Below are 20,100 nucleotides of genomic sequence, written 5' to 3'. Positions count from 1 at the left end.
GACATGCCCTCCGACAACGACTTCGACCTGTTCTCCCCGCCCGCCGCAGAAGACCCCTTCACCGTCTACGACGACATCCGCGGCCGCTGCCCGGTCGTACACAGCGAGAAGCATGGCGGCTACTGGATCGCGACGAGCTACCAAGCGGTCGACGACGTGGCCAAGAACCCCGAACTGTTCTCCTCGGTCTCCATCAGCGTGCCCAAGAACGCCTTCGGCGACGACCTGGCCGAACGGCCGCCGATCACCCTCGACCCGCCCCGGCACGCCCCGTTCCGGCGAACGCTGTTGCCGGCCTTCAGCCCGCGACAGATCAGAATGCTGGAACCGTCGGTCCGCGAACACGCCCGTGAACTGCTGGCGCACATGGTGGGCCGGGACCACTGCGACGCCGCCGCCGAGTACGCGAAGAAGATCCCTTCGCGTTTCATGGCCCGGATGATCGGCTGCGACGACGACCGCCAGGACGAGTTCGCCGAACGCATGCGCGCTCTCCTGGAAGCCAACGAGATGGACGAGATCCAGGCCGCGATGGCCTTCACGCAACCGTTCCTCGACGAACTCATCGAGCAGCGGCGCCGGGATCCCGGCGATGACCTGGTGAGCTGCGTACTGTCCGCCGAGATCGACGGCCGCCCCCTGACCGGTCCCGAGCTCATCGGCTCCCTGGTGCTGATCATCACCGCAGGCATCGACACCACCTGGAGCGCCCTCGGCAGCAGCCTGTGGCACCTGGCCCGCCATCCCGAGGACAGGAAGCGGCTCGTGGCCGATCCCGGCCTGATCCCCACCGCGGTCGAGGAATTCCTGCGCGCCTTCTCCCCCGTCCAGATCGCCCGTGTCGTCACCCGGGACACCGAATTCCATGGTGCTCAGCTCGCCGAAGGTGACTCGGTCCTGCTCGGAATACCGTCGGCCAACCGGGACACAGAAGAGTTTCCTGGTGCCGGCAGAGTCGACATCGGACGGGAGGTGAACCGTCATCTGGCCTTCGGCGTCGGCATCCATCGGTGCATCGGATCCTCGATGGCCCGCATGGAGATGCGCATCGCTCTTGAGGAATGGCTCCGAGCGATACCGGAGTTCACCCTCGCCCCGGGCGACGCCGTGAAGTGGTCGACCGGGCACGTATGGGGACCACGCCGGCTGGACCTGATACTCGGCAGCTCCGAGGGACAGTCGTCTTGATGACCGGGAGCCCGTGCGAGGTTCCCGACCGGGCCGGTGCCGGACGCCGGGCGAGAGCCGTTGCGCCCCGGACGCTGTGCTGAGGAGTGATGATCATGCAACCGATCCGCAGCTGGCTCTACGTTCCCGCCGACCGGCCTGATCTGCTCGGAAAAGCCATGGCAGGACAGGCCGATGCCATCGTGCTGGATCTCGAGGACGCGGTGCCCGCCGGCTCCAAGCGAACCGCCCGCGACCGCGTGGCCGCCGCACTGACACAGGACTGGCCGAAGCCGATCTGGGTTCGGATCAACTCCCTGGAATCTCCCTGGGGCAAGGACGACCTCGCCGCCCTGGCAGGAACCACCGCGGCCGGTCTGCGACTTCCCAAAGCCGAAGACCCTGACATGGTGCGCAGAGCGGCGCTCGAATCAGGCCTGGCCGTACACGCGCTCATCGAGTCGGCGCTGGGCGTGGAGAACGCGTACCGGATCGCCACTGCTCACCCCGGCGTCGCCCTCCTGTCTCTCGGTGAGGCCGACCTCATGGCGGATTCCCGGCTCAGTGAGATCAGCGCCCTGGACTGGTCCCGGCAACGCCTGGTCAACGCCGCCCGCGCGGCCGGTCTGCCCAGCCCTCCGCTCTCCGCCTGGACCGACGTGGCCGACGTGGCAGGCCTCAGCGCCGACACCCTGGCGGCCGGCAGGCGCGGCTTCTTCGGCCGATCGGTGCTGCACCCCAAGCAGGTGGGCGTGGTCAACCGGATCTTCACCCCGGACCCGGACGAGGTAGCTGCGGCGCGAGCACGACTCGACGGCCAAGCGGGACGTGACGCCGCCGCATGGCTCGACGATCAAGGCCGGTTCGTGGACGCCGCGCTCCTGGCCAACGCACGATGGCTGGTCGATCTCGCCGACGCGCTCAACCGCAGAGAGGCCGGAACATGACCCACACGCCCGCGCGCCGACTGGCGCAGCTGGCCCATTCCGTCTCCCGCACCGGGCTGCCCCATGAGTTCCGCGAGGAGATGGCTGGACGGGTACTGGATCTCATCGGCAACAGTCTCGCTGCCGTACCGACCGACGTCGCCGCAGCGGTATCCGCCATGACCGTGTCCTGGGGCGGCGCACCGCAGGCCACGGCAATAGCGGCCGGCAAAAGACTGCCGGCCCCGGCGGCCGCTCTGGTCAACGGCACGCTGGCGCACAGCATGGACTTCGATGACACCCACCTGCCCTCCGTGCTCCACCCCTCGGCATCGGTGGTTCCTGCCGTGCTCGCTGTCGCCGAAACCGTGGGCGCGTCCGGCCCCGCGCTCCTCGACGCCGCCATGATCGGCATCGAGGTCACCTGTCGACTCGGCCTTGCCGGGTACGAACCGAAAGCGAATAACTCGATCTTCTTCGACCGTGGTCTGCACGCCACCGCGATCTGCGGCACTGTCGGCGCGGCCGTCGCCGCCGGAATGCTGTACGGGCTCGGCGAGGAGCAACTGACCTCGGTCATCGGCATCGCCTGCAGCATGGGCTCCGGGATCATTGAGGCCAACCGCACCGGCGGTACCGTCAAGCGCATGCACTGCGGTTGGGCTGCGCACGCGGGAGTCGTCGCCGCGGATCTCGCCCGGCACGGACTCACCGGGCCAGAGACCGCCTTGGAAGGAAGGTTCGGATTCCTCGCCGCGTTCTGTGGCGATCGGGCCGACGCCGCTCAACTGACCGACGGCCTGGGGACCCGTTGGGAGGCAAGGCGCCTGTTCATCAAGCCGTATCCGTGCAACCACTTCACCCATGCGGGCATAGACGCCGGCCTGAGGCTGCGCGCAGCCGGCATCGACCCGGACTCGGTCAGAGCCCTGACGCTCGGGGTGCCGGCCCCGGTCGTGCACACGATCGGGGAACCACACGCGGCGAAAATCCGGCCGCAGTCCGGATATCACGGGGCGTTCAGTGGTCCCTTCACGATCGCTGCAGCTCTGCTGGGCGGAGGCGGCCTCGGCGTCGGCCATGCGGACTTCACCGACGCCTCCGTGCGGTCGGCGAGCCGACTGGCCCTGGCCGCGAAGGTTCGAGTGATCGAGGATGACCGTTGCACCAGCATCTTTCCTCACCAGTTCCCCGCGGTGTTGACCGCTGAGATGTGCGATGGCACCAAGCGGGTCGAGCGAGTGGATGTGAACCGCGGCGGCCCCGAGAACCCCCTCACGCCCGCGGAGCTGACCACCAAGTTCCGTATCAACGCCGAACGAACCCTTTCCGCAGAACAGACCGAACGTATTGCTGACTTGACGAAGGCACTGCCGTTCACGTCAGACCTCACCCCATTGACCGAAGCTCTACGCGGTGACTCCTCCCCGTCATGATGAGGGGAAGGAGTCACAGACCGTGATGCCGAGGAGGCAGCGACCGTTCCGCGCCGCCTCTCTGCCGGACGAGTCCACGGGTCGGGCCCGAGAACCGAAGAGCAAATGTGTCGGACCGTGCCGGCCCAACAAATGGTTGTCGCTCACAGCCGGATCAGTTGTTTGCTCCCCCCTCCACGCCCTTGCTTAGATGCCCGAACATCCGCGGCGAGGGAGAGGTTTGGGCTTCATGGCGAGACGACCCCTGGGCCGGCGATTCGGCTGGTTGTGGGCGGCATACGCGGTGAGCGCCTATGGGTCCGGCCTGAGTTTCGGCGCGCTACCGCTGATCGCCGTACTGACGTTGAACGCCAGCGAGTGGCAAGTTTCCATGCTGTCCGCGGTGGGTCCGACTGTGGGCGCCCTGATCGCGGTCCCCCTCGCACCCTGGGTGGAGTTTCGCCGCAAGCAGCCCGTCATGATCGCGATGGACGTGACCCGATTCGCCGTCATCACCACCGTGCCGATCTTCTATGCCCTCGGCTGGCTCAGCTTCGCCCAGTTGCTCGTCGTCTCGGCCTTGATCGCCGCGACCAAGATCGCTTTCAACGCGGCGAGCGGCGCCTATCTCCAGTCCATCGTCCGGCCGGACGATCTCCTCTTGGCCAACACGCGGTTCGAGTCCACGAACTGGAGCTCCATCGCCATCGGGCCACCGCTCGGCGGAGCGGCGATTGGCTTCTTCGGACCGGTTGTCACCATCATGGCCGACGCACTGAGCTACCTGCTCTCCGTACTCTGTCTCGCCGCCATCCGGGATCGGGAGGAGGTTCGGCCCAGTACTGGGAAGAGGCGACTGCGGGCCAACGACCTGCTCGACGGTTGGCGCCACATCATGGGTCATCCCGGGTTGCGGGCACTCTGCCTCAACAACATGATCGTCGCGGGCCTCGTCATGGCCACCGAGCCTCTGCTGGCCGTCCTTCTGCTGCGCGACCTCGGGTTCTCACCCTGGCAGTACGGGCTCGCTTTCGCCGCCCCTTGCGTCGGTGGCCTCATCGGCTCCCGACTGGCCCCTGGTGTCGTCGCCCGTTTCGGCCAGTACCGCGTGCTGCGCACCGCGGGGACGCTGCGCGTGATCTGGCTGGTCGGACTCGCCTTCATCAGCCCCGGTGTCGTCGGCCTTGTGACCGTCATAGCGGTCGAGTTGGCGATCATCATCAGCATGAGTCTGTACACCCCGGTGGTCGCCACCTATCGGCTTGAGCACACTCCCAATGAACGTGTCGCCCGGACCATCTCGGCGTGGGCGATCGCTCAGCAGGCGGGAATCGCAGTCTTCACCGCGCTCGGGGGGCTGCTCGCAACGGTCACAGGCTCACGCACCGCCCTGGCGGTCATCGGTCTGGTCATCCTCGCCAGTCCGCTGCTGCTTCCGCGCAGGGTGGTTCCGGAACAGGTGGACAACCGCGAGCAGGACCCTCATGTGGATGGTCTGACACACCGGTCCTAGCGACCACAGAGCCGTGGCCCGTCAACCGGTCCGTGACGGGCCACGGTTGATCTGTGGCGGGAGCCCCGGGTGGGGTCAGAACATGGTGTTGCCATTGGCGGAGGCAACGGGGATGTCCTGGTGGACGTCCCAGTGCTCGATGATCTTGTACTCTCCGCTGGTCTGCTTGGTGACGCGGAAGATGCCCATGATGGACTGGCCGCGCTCCTCCGGGGTGAGGCGGTAGCGGAAGTGGACGGCGACGTAGTCCTTCTCCGCGATGACGCTCTCCAGTTCCGCGATGGTGTTCGGGAACATTTCGAAGAACTGCGCGAATTGCTCGCGCAGCCCGGCTGTACCGCTCGGCGAGGCCGGGTTGTGCTGGTAGAACTCCGGCGTCAGGTATCCGACGGCTTCGGGATTCTGGTCGACGAGCAGGTCGTTGAAGTAGTTGGTGACGACCTCCTGGCTGAAGGCTGTCTGCTGGCAGGGACCGCTCGGCTGGTTCGTGGCCGGGTTGCTGACGGTGCCGAACATGTCATTGCCGTTGACCGTGGTGGCCGGCACGTCCTGGACGGTGTCCCAGTACTCGGCGATCGCTCCCGTCTCATCGAACCGGAGGATGGTCATCACTGCCGTGCCGCGAGTGCCGGGCTCATGGATGGGGTTGGCGTGCACCAGGACCAGGTTGCCCTGTGCGATCACCCGGGTGACGGTGTACGTCTGGTCGGGGTAGAGCTGGCGTGACTCCCGGACGAAGTTCTTGAGACCTGCCCGGCCGTCGGCGATGACGGGGCTGTGCTGGATCAGGTTCGCGCGGACGTGCCGGTCCGCGACCGTGAGGTTGCCTTCTTCGAAGAGCTGGGTGAGAACACGGACCGCGACTCTCTTGTTGTTCTCCAGGGTGGCCAGGCTCGTGTGCTGGGAGCCGACGGATATCAGCCCGCCGGCAGCCTGGCTGGTGGCGGCGGAAGCGGGAGCGAATCCAGCCATGGTCACGACGCTCACCACGGCGAGGGCAGCGGTGACAGTCTTACGAGCGAGCGCGTTTCTGCTGATCATGACGTGTTGTCCAAACTGTGCAGTGAAGCAACGGGTGGAACGCATGTCGTGGGATCCGGCCCGAATGAAGGCATGGAGAAACTTGACGGCTCCCCCCGTCCCCCATCGTGATCCCGCCAAGTTGGGTGCATCGAAGACTAGTCGGCGTTTTGACCGGAAGGAGCAATTCACCCAGAAGCGGTCCACAGGATCCTGAGCACTGCGCCCTCACAGGGCAAAGCCGGTTCCTCAGCGGACCTCCAAGCCGACCGGATGCTTCGCCCCGGACCGCTTGTCCTCGTCGCCGCTTCCGAAGGGCGCGCCAGTGGTCGATGCCGACCGGATGACGGTGACGGCCTGGTGCCCCGCCGCTCATCGGCCGGATCGCAGCCGGCCGGCTCCATCACTCAGGCAAGTACAAGAGGCACGGGATGAACGCGCGGATCCCGCCGCTCCGTCCAGCCGACCGCTGTGGTCCTCATTTGCCTTGACCGCGCCGTCCACGACGCAAGGGCCGCGCGAACCCACAGCAAAAGCTGTCCGCCGGTCAGCGGGCGATTCATTACGGGATCAGCGGAATAGCCAAGTCGCCCTGGGCCTTGAGTTGGAATTTCTTGGCTCGGACCGGTTTCGATGAGGACGGGAGAGGCTGGTCCGCGCCGAAACACGGAGAAGGATCCTCGTCCGGGACAGTGAACGAAGGTGCAATTTACGCAAGCCGAAAGAATTTGATAGAGAAGGGAAACCCAGCGTGTAATCGTGTGCCCAAAATGAGGCGAGGAAACCGATGGACCGACGGGAACGCGTGAAGCTCTACGACCAGGTGGCAGAGTCGTACGATCGAACCAGGCCGGACTACCCCGAAGACGTGATTGATGAGATTCTGGGAGGTTCTTCCGGGAGTTTGTCGGTGCTCGACGTCGGATGCGGGACCGGAATCGCCGCACGGCAGATGCGGAAACGGGGCGCCCAAGTCCTGGGCGTCGATATGAGCCCCGGCATGAGCAAAGTCGCAGAACAGCACGGGATCGCCACTGAAGTGGTGCCGTTCGAGACATGGGACTCTCAAGGCCGTACGTTCGATCGAGTCACATCCGGGCAGGCCTGGCACTGGATGGACCCGGTCAACGGCGCCACAAGAGCCGGCGCCGTCCTCAAGCCCGGTGGCCGGCTCTGCCTCTTCTGGAATCTCGGCTTCCACTCTGACGATCTGGCAGATGCCCTGGCGGCAGCCTATCGAAGGGCGTTGCCCCCCGATTCTCCCCAGCTGACCATCGGCTACGCCGTGAGCAGGTCGACTGCCTTGCCCGCGGATTTAAGCGCCCCGGCCGACTTCGGCGTGGTGACGGGATCTCCTCATGCATTCCGGCACATGACAGAGGAGCCGTTCAGATCGTTTCCGTGGCAGCACACGTACACGAGGGATGAGTGGCTGGACGAACTCTGTTCGCATACCGACCACGTGGCCCTGGCAGCCGATGTGCGGCAGAACCTGTTCGAGGAGATCGGCACTACCATCGACCGCTTCGGCGGCTCGTTCACCATGACTTTCATCACCTACTTGGTCTGCGCCACAGCTTCCGGACCGCGTTGACGTCGTTCACACAGGTGCCGATCGGCAGGCCGAGGGCCCGGCTGTCGCGCGGGGTTCCACGTATCCGACGGAGCCTCAGACGGCCCTGGAAAGCGGCCACCCTCGTGAAAAGCGCGAGGCTGATTGTTCGCTCCTGTCGAGGCAAGCCATCGAATCAACGATGCTGCGCTGAACTGCTGTTATCAGCCACTTCGCTGGGATCGCCTCGAAAGCTCTGCCCTGCACTCTGCCGCCACCTGAGGGTCCCGCCTGACCCGCCTCATGGCCATAAGTTCAATTTACGCCGGGTGGGTTCCCCGCCTAGACATAGTCGTCCGAGAGTACTGCCGGTGTCCGGCCCCATTCCGGCCGAGCGGCCACGGAATTGAGAGGGAGCACCTCATGCCTGGTACAACCGCCGAGGCGGACCGGCTCAGCGACCTGGTGGCTGCCGCTGATCTCGCCACGCCAATGGCGATACGGGTAGCGGCCACCATACGGATCGCTGACTGGATCCGCGATGGCCTGCGGGACGTTCCGAGCCTGGTGGAGGCGACAGGCGCGGACCCGCGGGCGCTGGAACTGCTGTTGAACCACCTGGTGACCATCGGCGTGCTGGTCCGGGAGGAATCCGGCTATGGTCTGTCCGCGCTCGGGGAGGGGCTGTGCAGCGATCACCCGTCCGGCCTGTGCCACCGGTTCGATCTGAACGGCTCCGGTCATTCGGCGCTGGGAGTGACCGAGCTTCTGCACACCGTCCGGACCGGGGAATCCGCTTACCTGCGCCGCTTCGGCCAATCCTTCTACGACAAGTGCGCCGCTGATCGCGACTTCGCGAACTCGTTCCACGCGATGATGAGCAGGACGCACGGCGGCGCCACCCGGAGTGTGGCATCCGAGTACGACTGGGGCGCGTTGACCACGGTCGCAGACGTCGGCGGCGGCGACGGTACTTTGCTGATCGAACTTCTTCGAGCCCACCCCACGCTACGGGGAACGGTCGTCGACATGGCGGCGGCCGTCGAAGCCGCGCGGAAGAACATCCGGGCGGCCGGACTGGAGGGGCGAGCGGAGGCCGTCGAGGCGAGCTTCTTCGAGAAGGTTCCGTCCGCCTTCGGGGGCTACATCCTCTCCAGTGTGCTGCCGGACTGGCCTGACCCGGACGCCGTACGCATCCTGCGGACGTGCGCTCGGGCAGCAGCCCCGCATGGACGTGTTCTCGTCCTCAAAGCTGCGGAGAAGAGGGAAGCCGAACCGACGAGCACGGCACAGGCTCTTCGTCTGTACGCGCTGCAGGGCGGCCGGGAGAGATCTCTGGCAGAACTCGACGGCCTGGCCACCGCCGCGGGGCTGCACCTGGGCGCCGTGACGGATATCGGTGATCGCTCGATTGTCGAACTGCGCCCAGCCGCCGAGCAGCCGGCTGGATAGGAGGCGATATGTCTGATCACGGTGTCGGGACCTCGCTGGACACATCAGCCCGGGGAACGAGGGCCGGCGACGACCCGCTCCGGGCCGGAGGCCTGGCAGAGCGGGCCGCGGAGTTCCAGGAACACGGCTTCACCTGCGTCCGGGGCCTGCTCGACAACGACGAGATCATCCAGTACCGGGAGGCAGCGGTCGCCGCCGGCGAACGCTACGGAAGACAGTCCGGGCCCGGAAGCGGATATCTGGTCTCCACCAACAACCGATGGCAGGAGAAGGAGAACCTGAGCGGCCTGGCGCTGCACCCGCGGATCACCGCTGCCGCCGAGAAACTGGCCGGCATGCCGCTGCGTATCTGGGAGGGTCAGGTACTCATCAAACGGCCCGGCGAGAGCGGGCCGACCATGTGGCATGACGACCTGACCTTTGCCCCGGTCAGCGCACCACTGGACTCCCGTGTGACTCTCAACGCCTGGATAGCTCTGGTCGATGTGCCGGTCGAAAGAGGGTGCCTGACCTTCCTGCCCGGTTCACACCGCCGTTCCGCCCCGGATCGCGTCGATCTCGCCAAGGCCCTTGAGGATCCGGAATCGTACCTGTTCGTCAACTGGCCGCAACTGGAGCGAAGTCCCCGGGTGACCGTCCCGCTGAGGGCCGGCGACGTGACCTTCCACCACAACCGGATCGGGCATGCCTCCGGCGCCAACTCGACCGACAGCACACGCATTTCCTTCTTCGTCACCTTCACCGACGCCGAAGCAACCTACCGGCCGGTTCCTGGGGGCACCGAACTGAACCTGGAGCCCGGCAGCCCGTTGCCCGACGACCTCTATCCTCGCGTGAACCCACGTCCCGTACACGGCTGCTAGCCGTCCCCGGTCCCGGATGCCGATCGGCGCGGCAGTCCGACAGCAACTGACTGGGCTCGAGCCACCTCGGTCCCTGATCCGGGATCCGTTTCCGACGCCGGTCCGTACGCAAGCGTCGCCCCGCTCCGCAGCTCGGCAGGGCAGACCCGTCACGCCGCCACACTCAAGGAGGCACCGCAGTATGACCGAGATCACCGTCAACCCCGCCGCCGGACGCATCGGAGCGGAGATCGGCGGCGTGGACATCTCCCGCCCACTCGACGCCGAAACCATCGAATCGATCCTCAAGGCACTGGACGAGTGGAAGGTCGTGATCTTCCGCAACCAGCAGCTCGACCACGCGACACAGATCGCCTTCGGCCGTCAATTCGGCGAGCTCACCTACGGACACCCTCACCACGAGCCGCCCGACGGCGCACCTGAGATCTACACGATCCAGCACCGCCGCTTCGAGAAGCAGCTCGGGGGCAACTCGACGAAGAAGGACCGTTCCTACGCCTACGCCGGGAACAACAGCTGGCACACCGACCTCACCCCGTTCATCAACCCACCGGCCGGAGCGATCCTCCGCGCCGAGGAACTGCCGAGCTACGGCGGCGACACCCAGTACACGAACCTGGTAGCCGCCTACCAGGGGCTGTCGGAACCCTTCAAGCGGTTCGTCGACACCCTGCGCGCCGACCACCGATACGGTGCGAACTGGAACGGAATGCCTCGGCCCAGCGTCGCCGGATTCGACCGACGCATCAAGGAGAACCCCCTCATCTCGCATCACCCCGTCGTGCGGGTCCACCCCCGCACCGGGGAGAAGGCCCTCTACGTGAACCCGATCTACACCGACCACATCGTCGGTGTGTCCCCCATCGAGAGCCGGCTCATCCTCAGCTACCTCTTCGACGAGATCGCCAGGCCCGAGTACACGGTGCGGTTCCGCTGGGCGCCGGGGACCGTCATCTTCTGGGACAACCGGGCCACCTGCCACATCCCCCCGCGGGACATCGACCACCTCGATGTGGCACGCAAGCTGCACCGCGTCACTCTGGTGGGTGAAGTCCCGGTCGGCCCGGACGGATGCGAGTCGGAACGAATCGAGGGGCCGCGCCTCGGGCCCGAGCCCGTCTTCGGCACCACCTTCTTCAAGAGGCCGGAACCAGTGGCCTGAGCCGCAGCCCGAACCGTCCTGATGACCGTGCGGCCGACGCCGACAGCGCCGACCGCACGGTCATCACGCTGCGATCACCGAGACTCCTCCTCGGGGACGAGTCCGCTCCACGTTCCCCCGGTCGGTTTCCCGACAGACCGGTACAGCCGGCGTATCGAAACCCACCGCGCTCACCGCGCGTCAGCGGGACGGGAACGATTCCGACGCACTCGCCGCAGCGCCCCGCGTCCGTGCGCCGCAGAGATGAACAGGTCTGTCAGCTTCTCTGCCTGTCGCTCAGCGCCTCCGCTGCCAAGTCACCCTCAGAGTTGGTCTGGCAACCACCACGGGGCGGGGTGCAGCCCTCGGGTGCACAGACCCCTCTCACCGGTAGAACCACATTCCCTCGGCTGCATGGCTGAACAAAATCGTCTCCGATGCACAGCCCGGCCGAGTACACCCACTGGACAACACAACCGCACCAAAGGAATTCGTACGAAAGCGAAGACACGAGGTGTTCGTGTTCGCTGCCGCGGGTCTCTCCCGGTCCGCTCTGGGCCGGAGAGGACATACTCTCGGGGCTACCTGTCTGTGAGATGGTCCCGGAGTTCCTTTGTCACCCGGTGCGCGTGGTTGTTGAGGAAGAAGTGTCCGCCGCTGAAGCGGGTGAGCTCGAAGGTCCCGGTCGTGTGGTTTGCCCAGGCTTCTGCTTCGTCGAGGGTGACTTGAGGGTCTTGGTCTCCGGTCAGCACCACGACTGGGCAGTGGAGTCTCGGTACGGGTTGGTAGCGATACGTCTCGGCTGCCTTGTAGTCGCTGCGGATCGACGGCAGGACCATCCGCAGCACCTCGTCGTCATCCAGAATCTGGGTGGCGGTGCCGCTCAGCCTCTTCACGTTGGCGATCAGCCCGTCGTCGTCAAGCAGGTGCACCGTCTCGGTCCGGTGCCGCGAGGGCGCGCGGCGGCCCGAGGCGAACAGGCTGAGCGGGACGGTTCCGGAACGCTCCAGGCGGACCGCGACCTCGAAGGCCAGTGTGGCGCCCATGCTGTGGCCGAATAGGGCCAGGGGCCTGTCGAGCCACGGGGCGAGACGCTGGACGACGAGATCGGCCAGTGTTCTCAGGTCCGGGACGCAGGGCTCGGCGCGACGGTCCTGCCGGCCCGGGTACTGGATGGCCAGCACGTCAATCTCGGGCGACAGTGTCCGGGACACGGGGAAGTAGTAGCTCGCCGACCCGCCTGCATGCGGGAAGCACACCAGACGGGTCGTCGCCTCCGGGGCCGGGTGGAAGCGCCTCACCCATGCACCGTTGTCGGTCGCGATCGATGCCCAGGTCACGTGGAGCCCTTCTGTCTGTCTCGGTGGCCCTGGCGGCAGACGTGCGGCGTCTGCCGCCGTACGCCCTACGCCCTATGCGTCCCAGGTGACGGGCAGCGCCTTCAGTCCTTTGAGCAGCATCCCGCTCGTGTAGGTGAGCTCGCTGACCGGTACGTCCAGCCGCAGTCCGGGAAGCTCACGCAGCAGCGAGGTGTAGGCCACCTCCAGTTCCAGGCGGGCGAGTTGCGCGCCGAGGCAGCGGTGCGCACCGTATCCGAACGCCACGTGGGCGTCGGCATTGGACCGCTTGAGGTCGAACCGGTCGGGTACGGGGAAGGTCCGGGCGTCCAGATTGGCAGCGGTGGGGCTGACCAGGATTGCGCTGTGGGCGGGGATGGTGAGGCCGCCCAAGTCGACCTCGTCGGTCGTGACCAGGTGAAGGCCCTCGTGGGGGTCCGTGCTCGGGCTCAGCACCACATACCGCAGTACTTCATCGATGATGTCGGGTACCAGAGACGGGTCGGTGCGCACCGCTGCGAACTGGTCCGAGTGGTCGAGCAGCGCCACCAGGCCCTTTCCGATCATGTTGGCAGTGGTCTCGTGTCCGGCGACCAGTACGCCGAAGACGATCTGGACCACTTCCTCCTCGCTCAGCCGGCCTTCTACGTCGCGAGCGGTGACCAGGTCCCGCAGCAGGCTGCCCTCCGGGCAGCGGTGGACGTCGGCGGCCAGGCCGGTGAGGTAGGCGACCAGCTCCCGTCGGGCTTGCATCGCCTGCTCCGGCGGGTAGGCGTTGGTCGAGGTGATCTGTTCCGACCAGGGGCGGAAGAGGTGCCGGTCCTCGTAAGGCACGCCCAGAATCTCGCAGATCACGGCGATCGGCAGGGGGAAGCAGACGGCGGCGTTTATGTCCGCGGGTGGCCCGGTGTCACGTACTCCGGCAATCAGTTCTGCGGTGATCTCCTCGACGCGTGGCCGGAGCGCGCGGATCCGGCGGAGGCTGAATGCGCCGGTCGCGGCCTGGCGCAGCCGGGTGTGCTCCGGCGGGTCGAGATCATGCATTCCAGGTCGGGCGAAGACCGCCGCTCGGCCGGTGCCCGCACCACGTCGGTGGGCCTCGGCCCTGCTGAACCGGGAGTCGGACAGTACGGCCCGTACCTCCGCCATGCCGGTGACGAGCCAGGCCTTCCCGCCGTCCTGGGTCGTGACCTCCCGGACGGGAGCCTGTCGCCAGAACTCCCGGACCGACGACGGCACAAAGTATTCCTCTTCGCTGTGGGCACCTGGTTCTACCTGACGGGCTTCGGCCACCACGTCGCTCCTCCCGATCCGTTGCTTCCTCGGACTGCGCTCATGGCCGTCTCCGTCGGGCGGAAGATTGTTTGGGGTCATCCGCGGATAGAGCTCGGCGAGGGATCCCACTCGTCCGGGAGACAGACACAGCGATCGTGCCCGCACCAGGAGTGACGTACCAGTGGTCGAAGGTGCAATGACCATGTTTGACGGTGGCCTCATCAGGCCGGCGGGTCAGGCAGGGCGCACGGTCGGCTGCGTGCGCCCTGCCTGGTGATCACTGCGGGGCCGGCTGCAGTGTCCGCGGGCGGTCGCTGGGGATCAGGGCGGCCAGGAGAGAGGCGACGACGGTGACGCCGGCAGCGGCGAGGAGTCCTGCGCGGTAGCCGCTGGAGAGCACGGCTTCGGGGGTTCCGGTGGCGTGCTCGCTGACCGAGGCGACGATGGTGACGAAGACGGCGACACCGATGGAACTGCCGACCTGCCGAGTCGTCGTGGCCACTCCGGAGATCAGGCCGGCACTGTCCTTCGGTGCTCCGGCAGTGGCTGTGATCGTCAGGCACGGCAGGGTGAGTCCCATGCCCAGGCACAGCAGTTCCATCGGCCAGAAGACCGCGCTGAAGTAGTCGCTGTGCACGGGCACGCGGGCGATCCAGATGACTCCCGCCGCGTACACCAGCAGTCCGATGACGAGCAGTAGACGCGCACCGGTGCGTTTCACCAGACGGGCGGTCAGGATGGCGACGATGAATGTGGTCAGGCCGCCCGGAAGTTCGGCCAGACCCGCCTTCTGCGGACCGTAGCCGAGCACGTTCTGGATGTAGAGGACGACGATGAGGACCTGGGCGCTCATGGCCGTGGAGGCAACGAGGGACACGAGGTTACCGATGGATATTCCTCGTGACCGGAAGATTTCGAGCGGCACGAGCGGCTGTCGCGTCCGCGACTCGATCAGTACGAAGGCTACGAGGAAGAGGATGGCGACGGAGAACGAGATGATCGTGTGTGTCGACCGCCAGGCATGGTCCTGGAGCCCGATGGTGGCGTACACGGCGGCCGTCACTCCGCTCACCACGCACAGGGCACCGGGGAGGTCCAGTGACGGAGCCTTGGCGCGCACGGCCGCTCGTCGCAGCAGCTGACGGGTGCCGAAGGCCAGCAGCACGCAGCCCACCGGCAGGCAGATGAAGAGTGTCGAACGCCAGCCCCAGTGCTCGGTGAGCACACCGCCCAACACCGCGCCGCTGACACCGCCGATGATGCTGGCAGCGCCCCAGATGGAGATCGCCCGGTTTCGCTGGTGCTTGTCGTGGAAGGCGGCGATGATCAGGCCCAGCGAGGACGGCAGCAGGATCGCGCCACTGACTCCGTGAGCCGCCCGCGCCGTGATCAACTGCCAGTCGTTCTGGGCGAATCCGCCCAGAATGCCGCCGAAGGTAAAGAGCCACAGCCCGGCCAGGAATACCTCGCGCCGGCCGAACAGGTCGCTGAGACGACCGCTGAGCAGCAGTAATCCGGCGAACGCCAAGTTGTACGAGTTGACGACCCATTGCAGTCCGCTCACCTCAAGGCTGAGACTGCGCTGAATCGTCGGAAGCGCGATGCTGACGACTGCGTTGTCGAACTGCACCATGGCGTGCGCAACACAGGCTATCGCCGCGACGTACCACAGCGGTCCCCGGACCACGCTGCTTTGTGCACTCATTTCAGGTTTTTCGTCTGTCCATTTCAGATTCGACACCACGCCGGTCCCCTTCCGAAGCTGGCTTTTCCACTGTCCCCACGTCTCCACCGCGAGACCGCTCCTCTACCGCCCCCGGTCATCACCGGGCATCCACCGGGTTGAGAATGATCGCGCGCTCCGGGCAATTGGCCACACAGCGGCGTGCAGCCGGCTCCAACTGCTTGGGTATCTCCCCGGTCGACAGCAGTTCGCCATAGCCGAGCTCATTGCAGTCGAACAACTCTGGGGCGAGATCCATACAGCGCAAATGTCCCTGGCACTTTTCGGTGTTCAGCTCGATGTACACCCAGCCCCCACTTCGGCCAAATAATTAGCAGCCGCATACGATGTCTCCACCCCGACCCACCACTGATCGCCCAAACACGAACGACTCGTTTTATGCGACACGGCATACGGCTGTCTATTGAACCTTCGTACGAGAAGATTCTCGCCGCCCACCGGCATCCGTGTACCAAGGTTCACTTCACATACCAGAAGCGATTTTATAGAACACTTTAGCCAGGGCGTAGTACGCAGACTCATTCGCCACATTCGGCAGATGTCGATCTGTGGTCGGCCCGATCCGCCGGTGGTTGGGTCTCGACTGCACCACCGAAACGCTGCTCGCGCGGGGCCACCCGCGCGCCCGCTGACCGACTCCTGCGCTCGCTCTGTTGCGCGCGGTGACCATTGAAAGGGGATGCGGATGTCGCTGCGCCTCGAAGGTGACATCGCGGTGGTCGGGCTGTCCTGCCGGTTTCCCGGTGCGGACGGACCCGGCTCCCTGTGGTCACTGCTGACGGCCTCCACCGCCGTCGAGGCTCCGCTGCCCGACGGTCGCTGGGAGGCCCATGCGCTCGAGGGACTGGCGGAGTCCGAGGCCCAGATCATCCGGCGCGGAGCATTCCTGGAAGACGTCTCCGGCTTCGATGCCGGATTCTTCCGAATACCGGCGCGGGAAGCCGCGATGATGGACCCCCAGCAGCGTCTCATGCTGGAGCTGAGCTGGGAGGCGCTGGAGGACGCCAAGATCCCCGGACGGTCGGTGGCGGGAAGCCGGACCGGCGTATTCGTCGGGGTCGCCACGGACGACTACAGCACGCTGGTTCGGGCCCTGGGGGCCGAGGCGATCACCGCCCACACCTTCACCGGTTCGCAGCGCTCCCTCGTGGCAAACCGCGTGTCGTACTTCCTGGAGGCCAAAGGGCCCAGCCTCATCGTCGACGCCGGCCAGTCCTCGTCGCTGGTCGCGGTGCACCTCGCCGCGGAAAGCCTGCGCCGCGGCGAATCCGACATCGCCGTCGCCGGTGGCGTCTGCCTTCGGCTCACTCCGCACCATGCCCTCGCGGCCAACCGGATCGGGGCGCTGTCGCCGGACGGGCGGTGCCACGTGTTCGACGCGCGCGCGAACGGCTTCGCCCAGGGCGAGGGAGGCGGCGCTGTCGTATTGAAACCGCTGGCGTCCGCACTTTCGGACGGCGACGACATCTACTGTGTGATCCGCGGCAGTTCCGTCACCAACGACGGCGGGGGCGTCCAGTTGGTGACCCCGACGGTGGAGGGACAGGCGGACGTGATCCGGGCCGCCTATCGGCGGGCCGACGTGGATCCGTCGGAAGTCGCGTACGTCGAGTTGCACGGAACGGGAACGCCGGCGGGAGATCCCGTGGAGGCCGCCGCGCTCGGCGCTGTGATCGGCGCGACACGGGCGGCAGGCGATCCGCTGCGGGTCGGTTCGATCAAGTCGAACTTCGGCCACCTGGAGGCGGCGGCCGGTATCGCCGGATTCATCAAGGCCGCACTGTGTGCCCGGGAGAGGACTCTCGTTCCCACAGCTGGATTCCGCACGCCGAACCCGCGGATCGCGCTGGAGGAGCTCAATCTCCGTGTGCAGACCGTGGTCGAAGCGGCGCCGGAGGAGGCAGTGTTCGGAGTCAGTTCCTTCGGGGTGGGCGGAACGAACTGCCACATCGCGGTCTCGACGCCGCCGACACGTCAGGCGCAGGACGAGCGGCATCCCCCGGTCGGTCCGGCGCCGGTGCCGGTGGTGCTCTCAGCCGCGGCCCCGGGCGCATTGCGTGAGCAGGCGGCACGGCTCTCCGCTGCTCTGGACGGGAGTCCGGACCTTCTCGACGAAGCGTGGTCGCTGATCACCACACGGTCGGAGTTCGACCACCGCGCTGTCGTTCTCGGATCGGGTCGCACAGCCCTCGGTCCGGTCCGCGACGGGCTGGCCGCCGTCGCGTCCGGGGCGCCTTCGGCGGCGGCGGTGACGGGACAGGTGCTCGGCACGGCAGGCCCGGTGTTCGTCTTCCCGGGTCAGGGATCGCAGTGGGCCGGCATGGCGGCCGAACTGCTCGAACGCTCCGCCGTCTTCTCCGAATCGATCACCCGGTGCGAGGACGCGCTGGCGCCGTTCGTGGACTGGTCACTCACCGAGGTGCTGCGCGCCGGGCGTCCCGCCGACCTGGAACGGGTCGATGTGGTGCAGCCTGTGCTGTGGGCGGTGATGGTGGCGCTGTCCGACGTGTGGGCGGCGCTGGGGGTCCGGCCTGCGGCAGTAGTCGGCCACTCCCAGGGCGAGATCGCCGCCGCGACAGTGGCGGGCATGCTGTCCCGCGCCGACGGGGCCCGGGTGGTGGCGTTGCGCAGCCAGATCATCGCCCGTCACCTCGCGGGCAAGGGAGGGATGGTCTCTGTCCCCCTGCCGGCCGACGAGCTGCGGGACCTCCTCACCGAGTATCCCGAGGTCGGGCTGGCAGCATTGAACGGTCCGCGGTCCACCGTCATCAGCGGTCCCACCGAACCGCTCGAACGGTTGCTCGCCGGCCTGGAGGGCAACCAGGTGCGGGTGCGACGGGTACCGGTGGACTACGCCTCGCATTCCGCCCATGTCGATGCCATCACCGAGGAGCTGCTCGACGCACTCGCGCCGATCACGCCGCAGGCGGGCGAGGTCGCCTTCCACTCCACGGTGACCGGCGGCGAGTTGGCGGGCACCGACCTGACCCCGGAGTACTGGTGCCGCAATCTGCGCCTCCCGGTACGGTTCCAACCGACCGTCGAGAACCTGTTCGACAGCCATGCCGTATTCATCGAGCCCAGCCCTCATCCGGTGCTCACCATGCACGTCCAGGATGCCGCCGGCCGGTCGGGCACGGAGATCGCCGCGATCGGGACGTTGCGCCGTGGCGACGGCTCGCTGGGGCGGCTGACGACCTCGGCCGCGGAAGCCTGGGTCGCGGGGACAACCGTCGACTGGACCGCGTTGTTCCACGACACAGACGCACGCCGGGTGCCGTTGCCGACCTATCCGTTCCAGCGCGTCCGGCACTGGCTGGATACGGGAGACACGTCGGCCTCCGGTGCGGAGTCCGCGCTGACGCTGAGGCTGCGGCAGGAAAGCGATGCGGACCTTCGGGCAGTCCTGCTCGACCTGGTGCTCGGGCACGCCGCTGTCGTACTCGGCCTGGACGGTCCGGAGGCGGTCGAGAAGGCAGTACCTTTCCGGGAGCAGCGGCTGACGTCGGTCTCCGGCGCGGAGATGTGTGTGGGACTGGCCAGGGCGACCGGTTTGGCTCTGCCCGCTACCGCGGTGTTCGACTACCCGACGCCGATCGCGTTGGCCGAACATCTGGAGCAGCGCGTGCGAGGCGCTGCCGTTCCCGAGAGGGAGCGCACCGCCAGGCCGACCACCCACGACGACGATCCTGTGGTGGTCGTCGGGCTGGCATGCCGCCTTCCTGGTGGCGTCTCGACCCCGGAGCAGCTGTGGCAGCTGTTGATCGCCGAGCGTGACGTGGTCGGGGCTTTCCCCGCGGACCGCGGATGGGACTTGAGCCGGTTCACCGGGTCGGCCACCTCCCGGGGCGGGTTCCTCTATGACGTGGCCGACTTCGACGCCGCGTTCTTCGGGATCTCCCCGCGTGAGGCGCAGGCGATGGATCCGCAGCAGCGGCTGGTGCTGGAGACCTCATGGGAGGCGATGGAACGGGCCGGGATCGATCCCCGGAGTTTGCGTGGCAGCGACACCGGTGTCTTCATCGGCGCGATGGCTCAGGACTACGGGCCGCGGCTGCACGAACCGTCGGACGGGACCGACGGATACCGGCTGACCGGTGCCACAACCAGTGTCGCGTCGGGCAGGGTGGCGTATGCCCTTGGTCTGGAGGGCCCTGCCGTCACGGTCGACACAGCGTGCTCGTCGTCTCTGGTCGCCGTGCACCTGGCCGCGGATGCGGTGCGTCGCGGTGAGTGCGGGATCGCGCTCGCGGGCGGTGTCACGGTCATGTCGACTCCTGGCATCTTCGTCGAGTTCAGCCGTCAGGGCGGGCTTTCCCCTGACGGGCGCTGCAAGGCCTTCTCCGACGACGCCGACGGAACCGGCTGGGGCGAAGGCGTCGGCCTGCTCCTCCTGGAACGCCTCTCCGACGCCCGGAGCAAGGGTCATCCTGTACTGGCTGTGGTACGTGGCTCGGCGGTGAACCAGGACGGGGCGTCGAACGGACTCACCGCACCCAACGGACCCTCACAGCAACGCGTCATCCGCCAGGCCCTCGCCAACGCAGGCCTCAAACCCTCCGACATCGACGCCGTCGAAGCCCACGGCACCGGAACCCGACTCGGCGACCCCATCGAAGCCCAAGCCCTCGCCGCCACATACGGCCAAAACCGCGAACACCCCCTCTGGCTCGGCTCCATCAAATCCAACATCGG

Annotated in this window: 14 protein-coding genes; 9 read left to right on the top strand and 5 right to left on the bottom strand. The window is 66.9% G+C overall.

All coding sequences use genetic code 11. The features are described 5' to 3' along the window. Nucleotides 1-3: 3 nt before the first annotated feature. The 4 genes from ACFVYE_RS42205 to ACFVYE_RS42190 all read left to right on the top strand — a co-directional run bounded on the left by ACFVYE_RS42205 (nt 4) and on the right by ACFVYE_RS42190 (nt 5,021). Nucleotides 4-1,188 (top strand): cytochrome P450, encoded by a 1,185-nt coding sequence (locus ACFVYE_RS42205; RefSeq protein WP_389608734.1) that lies wholly within the window; start codon nt 4-6, stop codon nt 1,186-1,188. Between the two features lie 95 nt (nt 1,189-1,283). Further along, nucleotides 1,284-2,114 carry an HpcH/HpaI aldolase/citrate lyase family protein gene (locus ACFVYE_RS42200; RefSeq protein WP_383972784.1) on the top strand — a complete coding sequence of 277 codons (831 nt, stop codon included), beginning with the start codon at nt 1,284-1,286 and terminating at the stop codon, nt 2,112-2,114. Continuing rightward, entirely contained in the window at nt 2,111-3,529 is a 1,419-nt protein-coding gene (locus ACFVYE_RS42195; protein ID WP_383972786.1) for an MmgE/PrpD family protein, read from the top strand. Before ACFVYE_RS42200 ends, ACFVYE_RS42195 begins: the two co-directional genes overlap by 4 nt. A 229-nt stretch (nt 3,530-3,758) precedes the next feature. After that, nucleotides 3,759-5,021, top strand: coding sequence for an MFS transporter (locus ACFVYE_RS42190; protein ID WP_383972788.1), 1,263 nt, complete (start codon nt 3,759-3,761; stop codon nt 5,019-5,021). Nucleotides 5,022-5,096: 75 nt separating this feature from the next. On the opposite strand, the gene ACFVYE_RS42185 is transcribed toward ACFVYE_RS42190, so the two are convergent. After that, entirely contained in the window at nt 5,097-6,062 is a 966-nt protein-coding gene (locus tag ACFVYE_RS42185) for a nuclear transport factor 2 family protein (protein WP_383972790.1), read from the bottom strand. Nucleotides 6,063-6,846: 784 nt separating this feature from the next. On the opposite strand from ACFVYE_RS42185, the gene ACFVYE_RS42180 reads away from it, so the two are divergent. The 4 genes from ACFVYE_RS42180 (at nt 6,847) to ACFVYE_RS42165 (ending at nt 11,070) form a co-directional block, all read left to right on the top strand. Continuing rightward, nucleotides 6,847-7,635 carry a class I SAM-dependent methyltransferase gene (locus ACFVYE_RS42180; protein ID WP_383972792.1) on the top strand — a complete coding sequence of 263 codons (789 nt, stop codon included), beginning with the start codon at nt 6,847-6,849 and terminating at the stop codon, nt 7,633-7,635. 381 nt (nt 7,636-8,016) lie between these two features. Next, the gene (locus tag ACFVYE_RS42175; protein ID WP_383972794.1) at nt 8,017-9,045 is read left to right on the top strand and encodes a methyltransferase; all 1,029 of its coding nucleotides are present in this window, start codon (nt 8,017-8,019) and stop codon (nt 9,043-9,045) included. Nucleotides 9,046-9,053: 8 nt separating this feature from the next. Next, nucleotides 9,054-9,908, top strand: a complete 855-nt coding sequence (locus ACFVYE_RS42170; RefSeq protein ID WP_383972796.1) for a phytanoyl-CoA dioxygenase family protein — start codon at nt 9,054-9,056, stop codon at nt 9,906-9,908. Between the two features lie 181 nt (nt 9,909-10,089). After that, nucleotides 10,090-11,070 carry a TauD/TfdA dioxygenase family protein gene (locus ACFVYE_RS42165; protein ID WP_383972798.1) on the top strand — a complete coding sequence of 327 codons (981 nt, stop codon included), beginning with the start codon at nt 10,090-10,092 and terminating at the stop codon, nt 11,068-11,070. 560 nt (nt 11,071-11,630) lie between these two features. Here the strand turns inward: ACFVYE_RS42165 and ACFVYE_RS42160 are convergent. The 4 genes from ACFVYE_RS42160 to ACFVYE_RS42145 all read right to left on the bottom strand — a co-directional run bounded on the left by ACFVYE_RS42160 (nt 11,631) and on the right by ACFVYE_RS42145 (nt 15,691). Then, nucleotides 11,631-12,389 (bottom strand): thioesterase II family protein, encoded by a 759-nt coding sequence (locus ACFVYE_RS42160; RefSeq protein WP_389608733.1) that lies wholly within the window; start codon nt 12,387-12,389, stop codon nt 11,631-11,633. A 72-nt stretch (nt 12,390-12,461) separates the two neighbouring features. Next, nucleotides 12,462-13,625: a cytochrome P450 gene (locus ACFVYE_RS42155; RefSeq protein ID WP_389608732.1), complete on the bottom strand. Its 1,164-nt coding sequence runs from the start codon at nt 13,623-13,625 to the stop codon at nt 12,462-12,464. 313 nt (nt 13,626-13,938) lie between these two features. Further along, a complete protein-coding gene (locus ACFVYE_RS42150) occupies nt 13,939-15,366 on the bottom strand; it encodes an MFS transporter (RefSeq protein WP_389608731.1) in 1,428 nt (475 codons plus the stop codon). 118 nt (nt 15,367-15,484) lie between these two features. Next, nucleotides 15,485-15,691, bottom strand: coding sequence for a ferredoxin (locus ACFVYE_RS42145; protein ID WP_389608730.1), 207 nt, complete (start codon nt 15,689-15,691; stop codon nt 15,485-15,487). Between the two features lie 399 nt (nt 15,692-16,090). Here ACFVYE_RS42145 and ACFVYE_RS42140 point away from each other — a divergent pair. Then, nucleotides 16,091-20,100 (top strand): type I polyketide synthase (locus ACFVYE_RS42140; RefSeq protein WP_389608729.1); only part of this gene is annotated, 4,010 nt, incomplete at its 3' end.

Origin of the sequence: Streptomyces sp. NPDC058239, assembly GCF_042882185.1 — a bacterium.
In the GTDB taxonomy this organism is placed as follows: Bacteria; Actinomycetota; Actinomycetes; order Streptomycetales; family Streptomycetaceae; genus Streptomyces.
The sequence above is the reverse complement of the archived record's forward strand: the minus strand, read 5'-3'. Positions and strand labels throughout refer to the sequence as shown.

Excerpts from the sequence above, each read along its gene's own strand:
- ACFVYE_RS42175 (WP_383972794.1), top strand. The coding sequence starts at position 8,017 with ATGCCTGGTACAACCGCCGAGGCGGACCGGCTCAGCGACCTGGTGGCT.
- ACFVYE_RS42205 (WP_389608734.1), top strand. The coding sequence starts at position 4 with ATGCCCTCCGACAACGACTTCGACCTGTTCTCCCCGCCCGCCGCAGAA.
- ACFVYE_RS42150 (WP_389608731.1), bottom strand. The coding sequence starts at position 15,366 with ATGAGTGCACAAAGCAGCGTGGTCCGGGGACCGCTGTGGTACGTCGCG.
- ACFVYE_RS42170 (WP_383972796.1), top strand. The coding sequence starts at position 9,054 with ATGTCTGATCACGGTGTCGGGACCTCGCTGGACACATCAGCCCGGGGA.
- ACFVYE_RS42190 (WP_383972788.1), top strand. The coding sequence starts at position 3,759 with ATGGCGAGACGACCCCTGGGCCGGCGATTCGGCTGGTTGTGGGCGGCA.
- ACFVYE_RS42185 (WP_383972790.1), bottom strand. The coding sequence starts at position 6,062 with ATGATCAGCAGAAACGCGCTCGCTCGTAAGACTGTCACCGCTGCCCTC.
- ACFVYE_RS42200 (WP_383972784.1), top strand. The coding sequence starts at position 1,284 with ATGCAACCGATCCGCAGCTGGCTCTACGTTCCCGCCGACCGGCCTGAT.
- ACFVYE_RS42165 (WP_383972798.1), top strand. The coding sequence starts at position 10,090 with ATGACCGAGATCACCGTCAACCCCGCCGCCGGACGCATCGGAGCGGAG.
- ACFVYE_RS42195 (WP_383972786.1), top strand. The coding sequence starts at position 2,111 with ATGACCCACACGCCCGCGCGCCGACTGGCGCAGCTGGCCCATTCCGTC.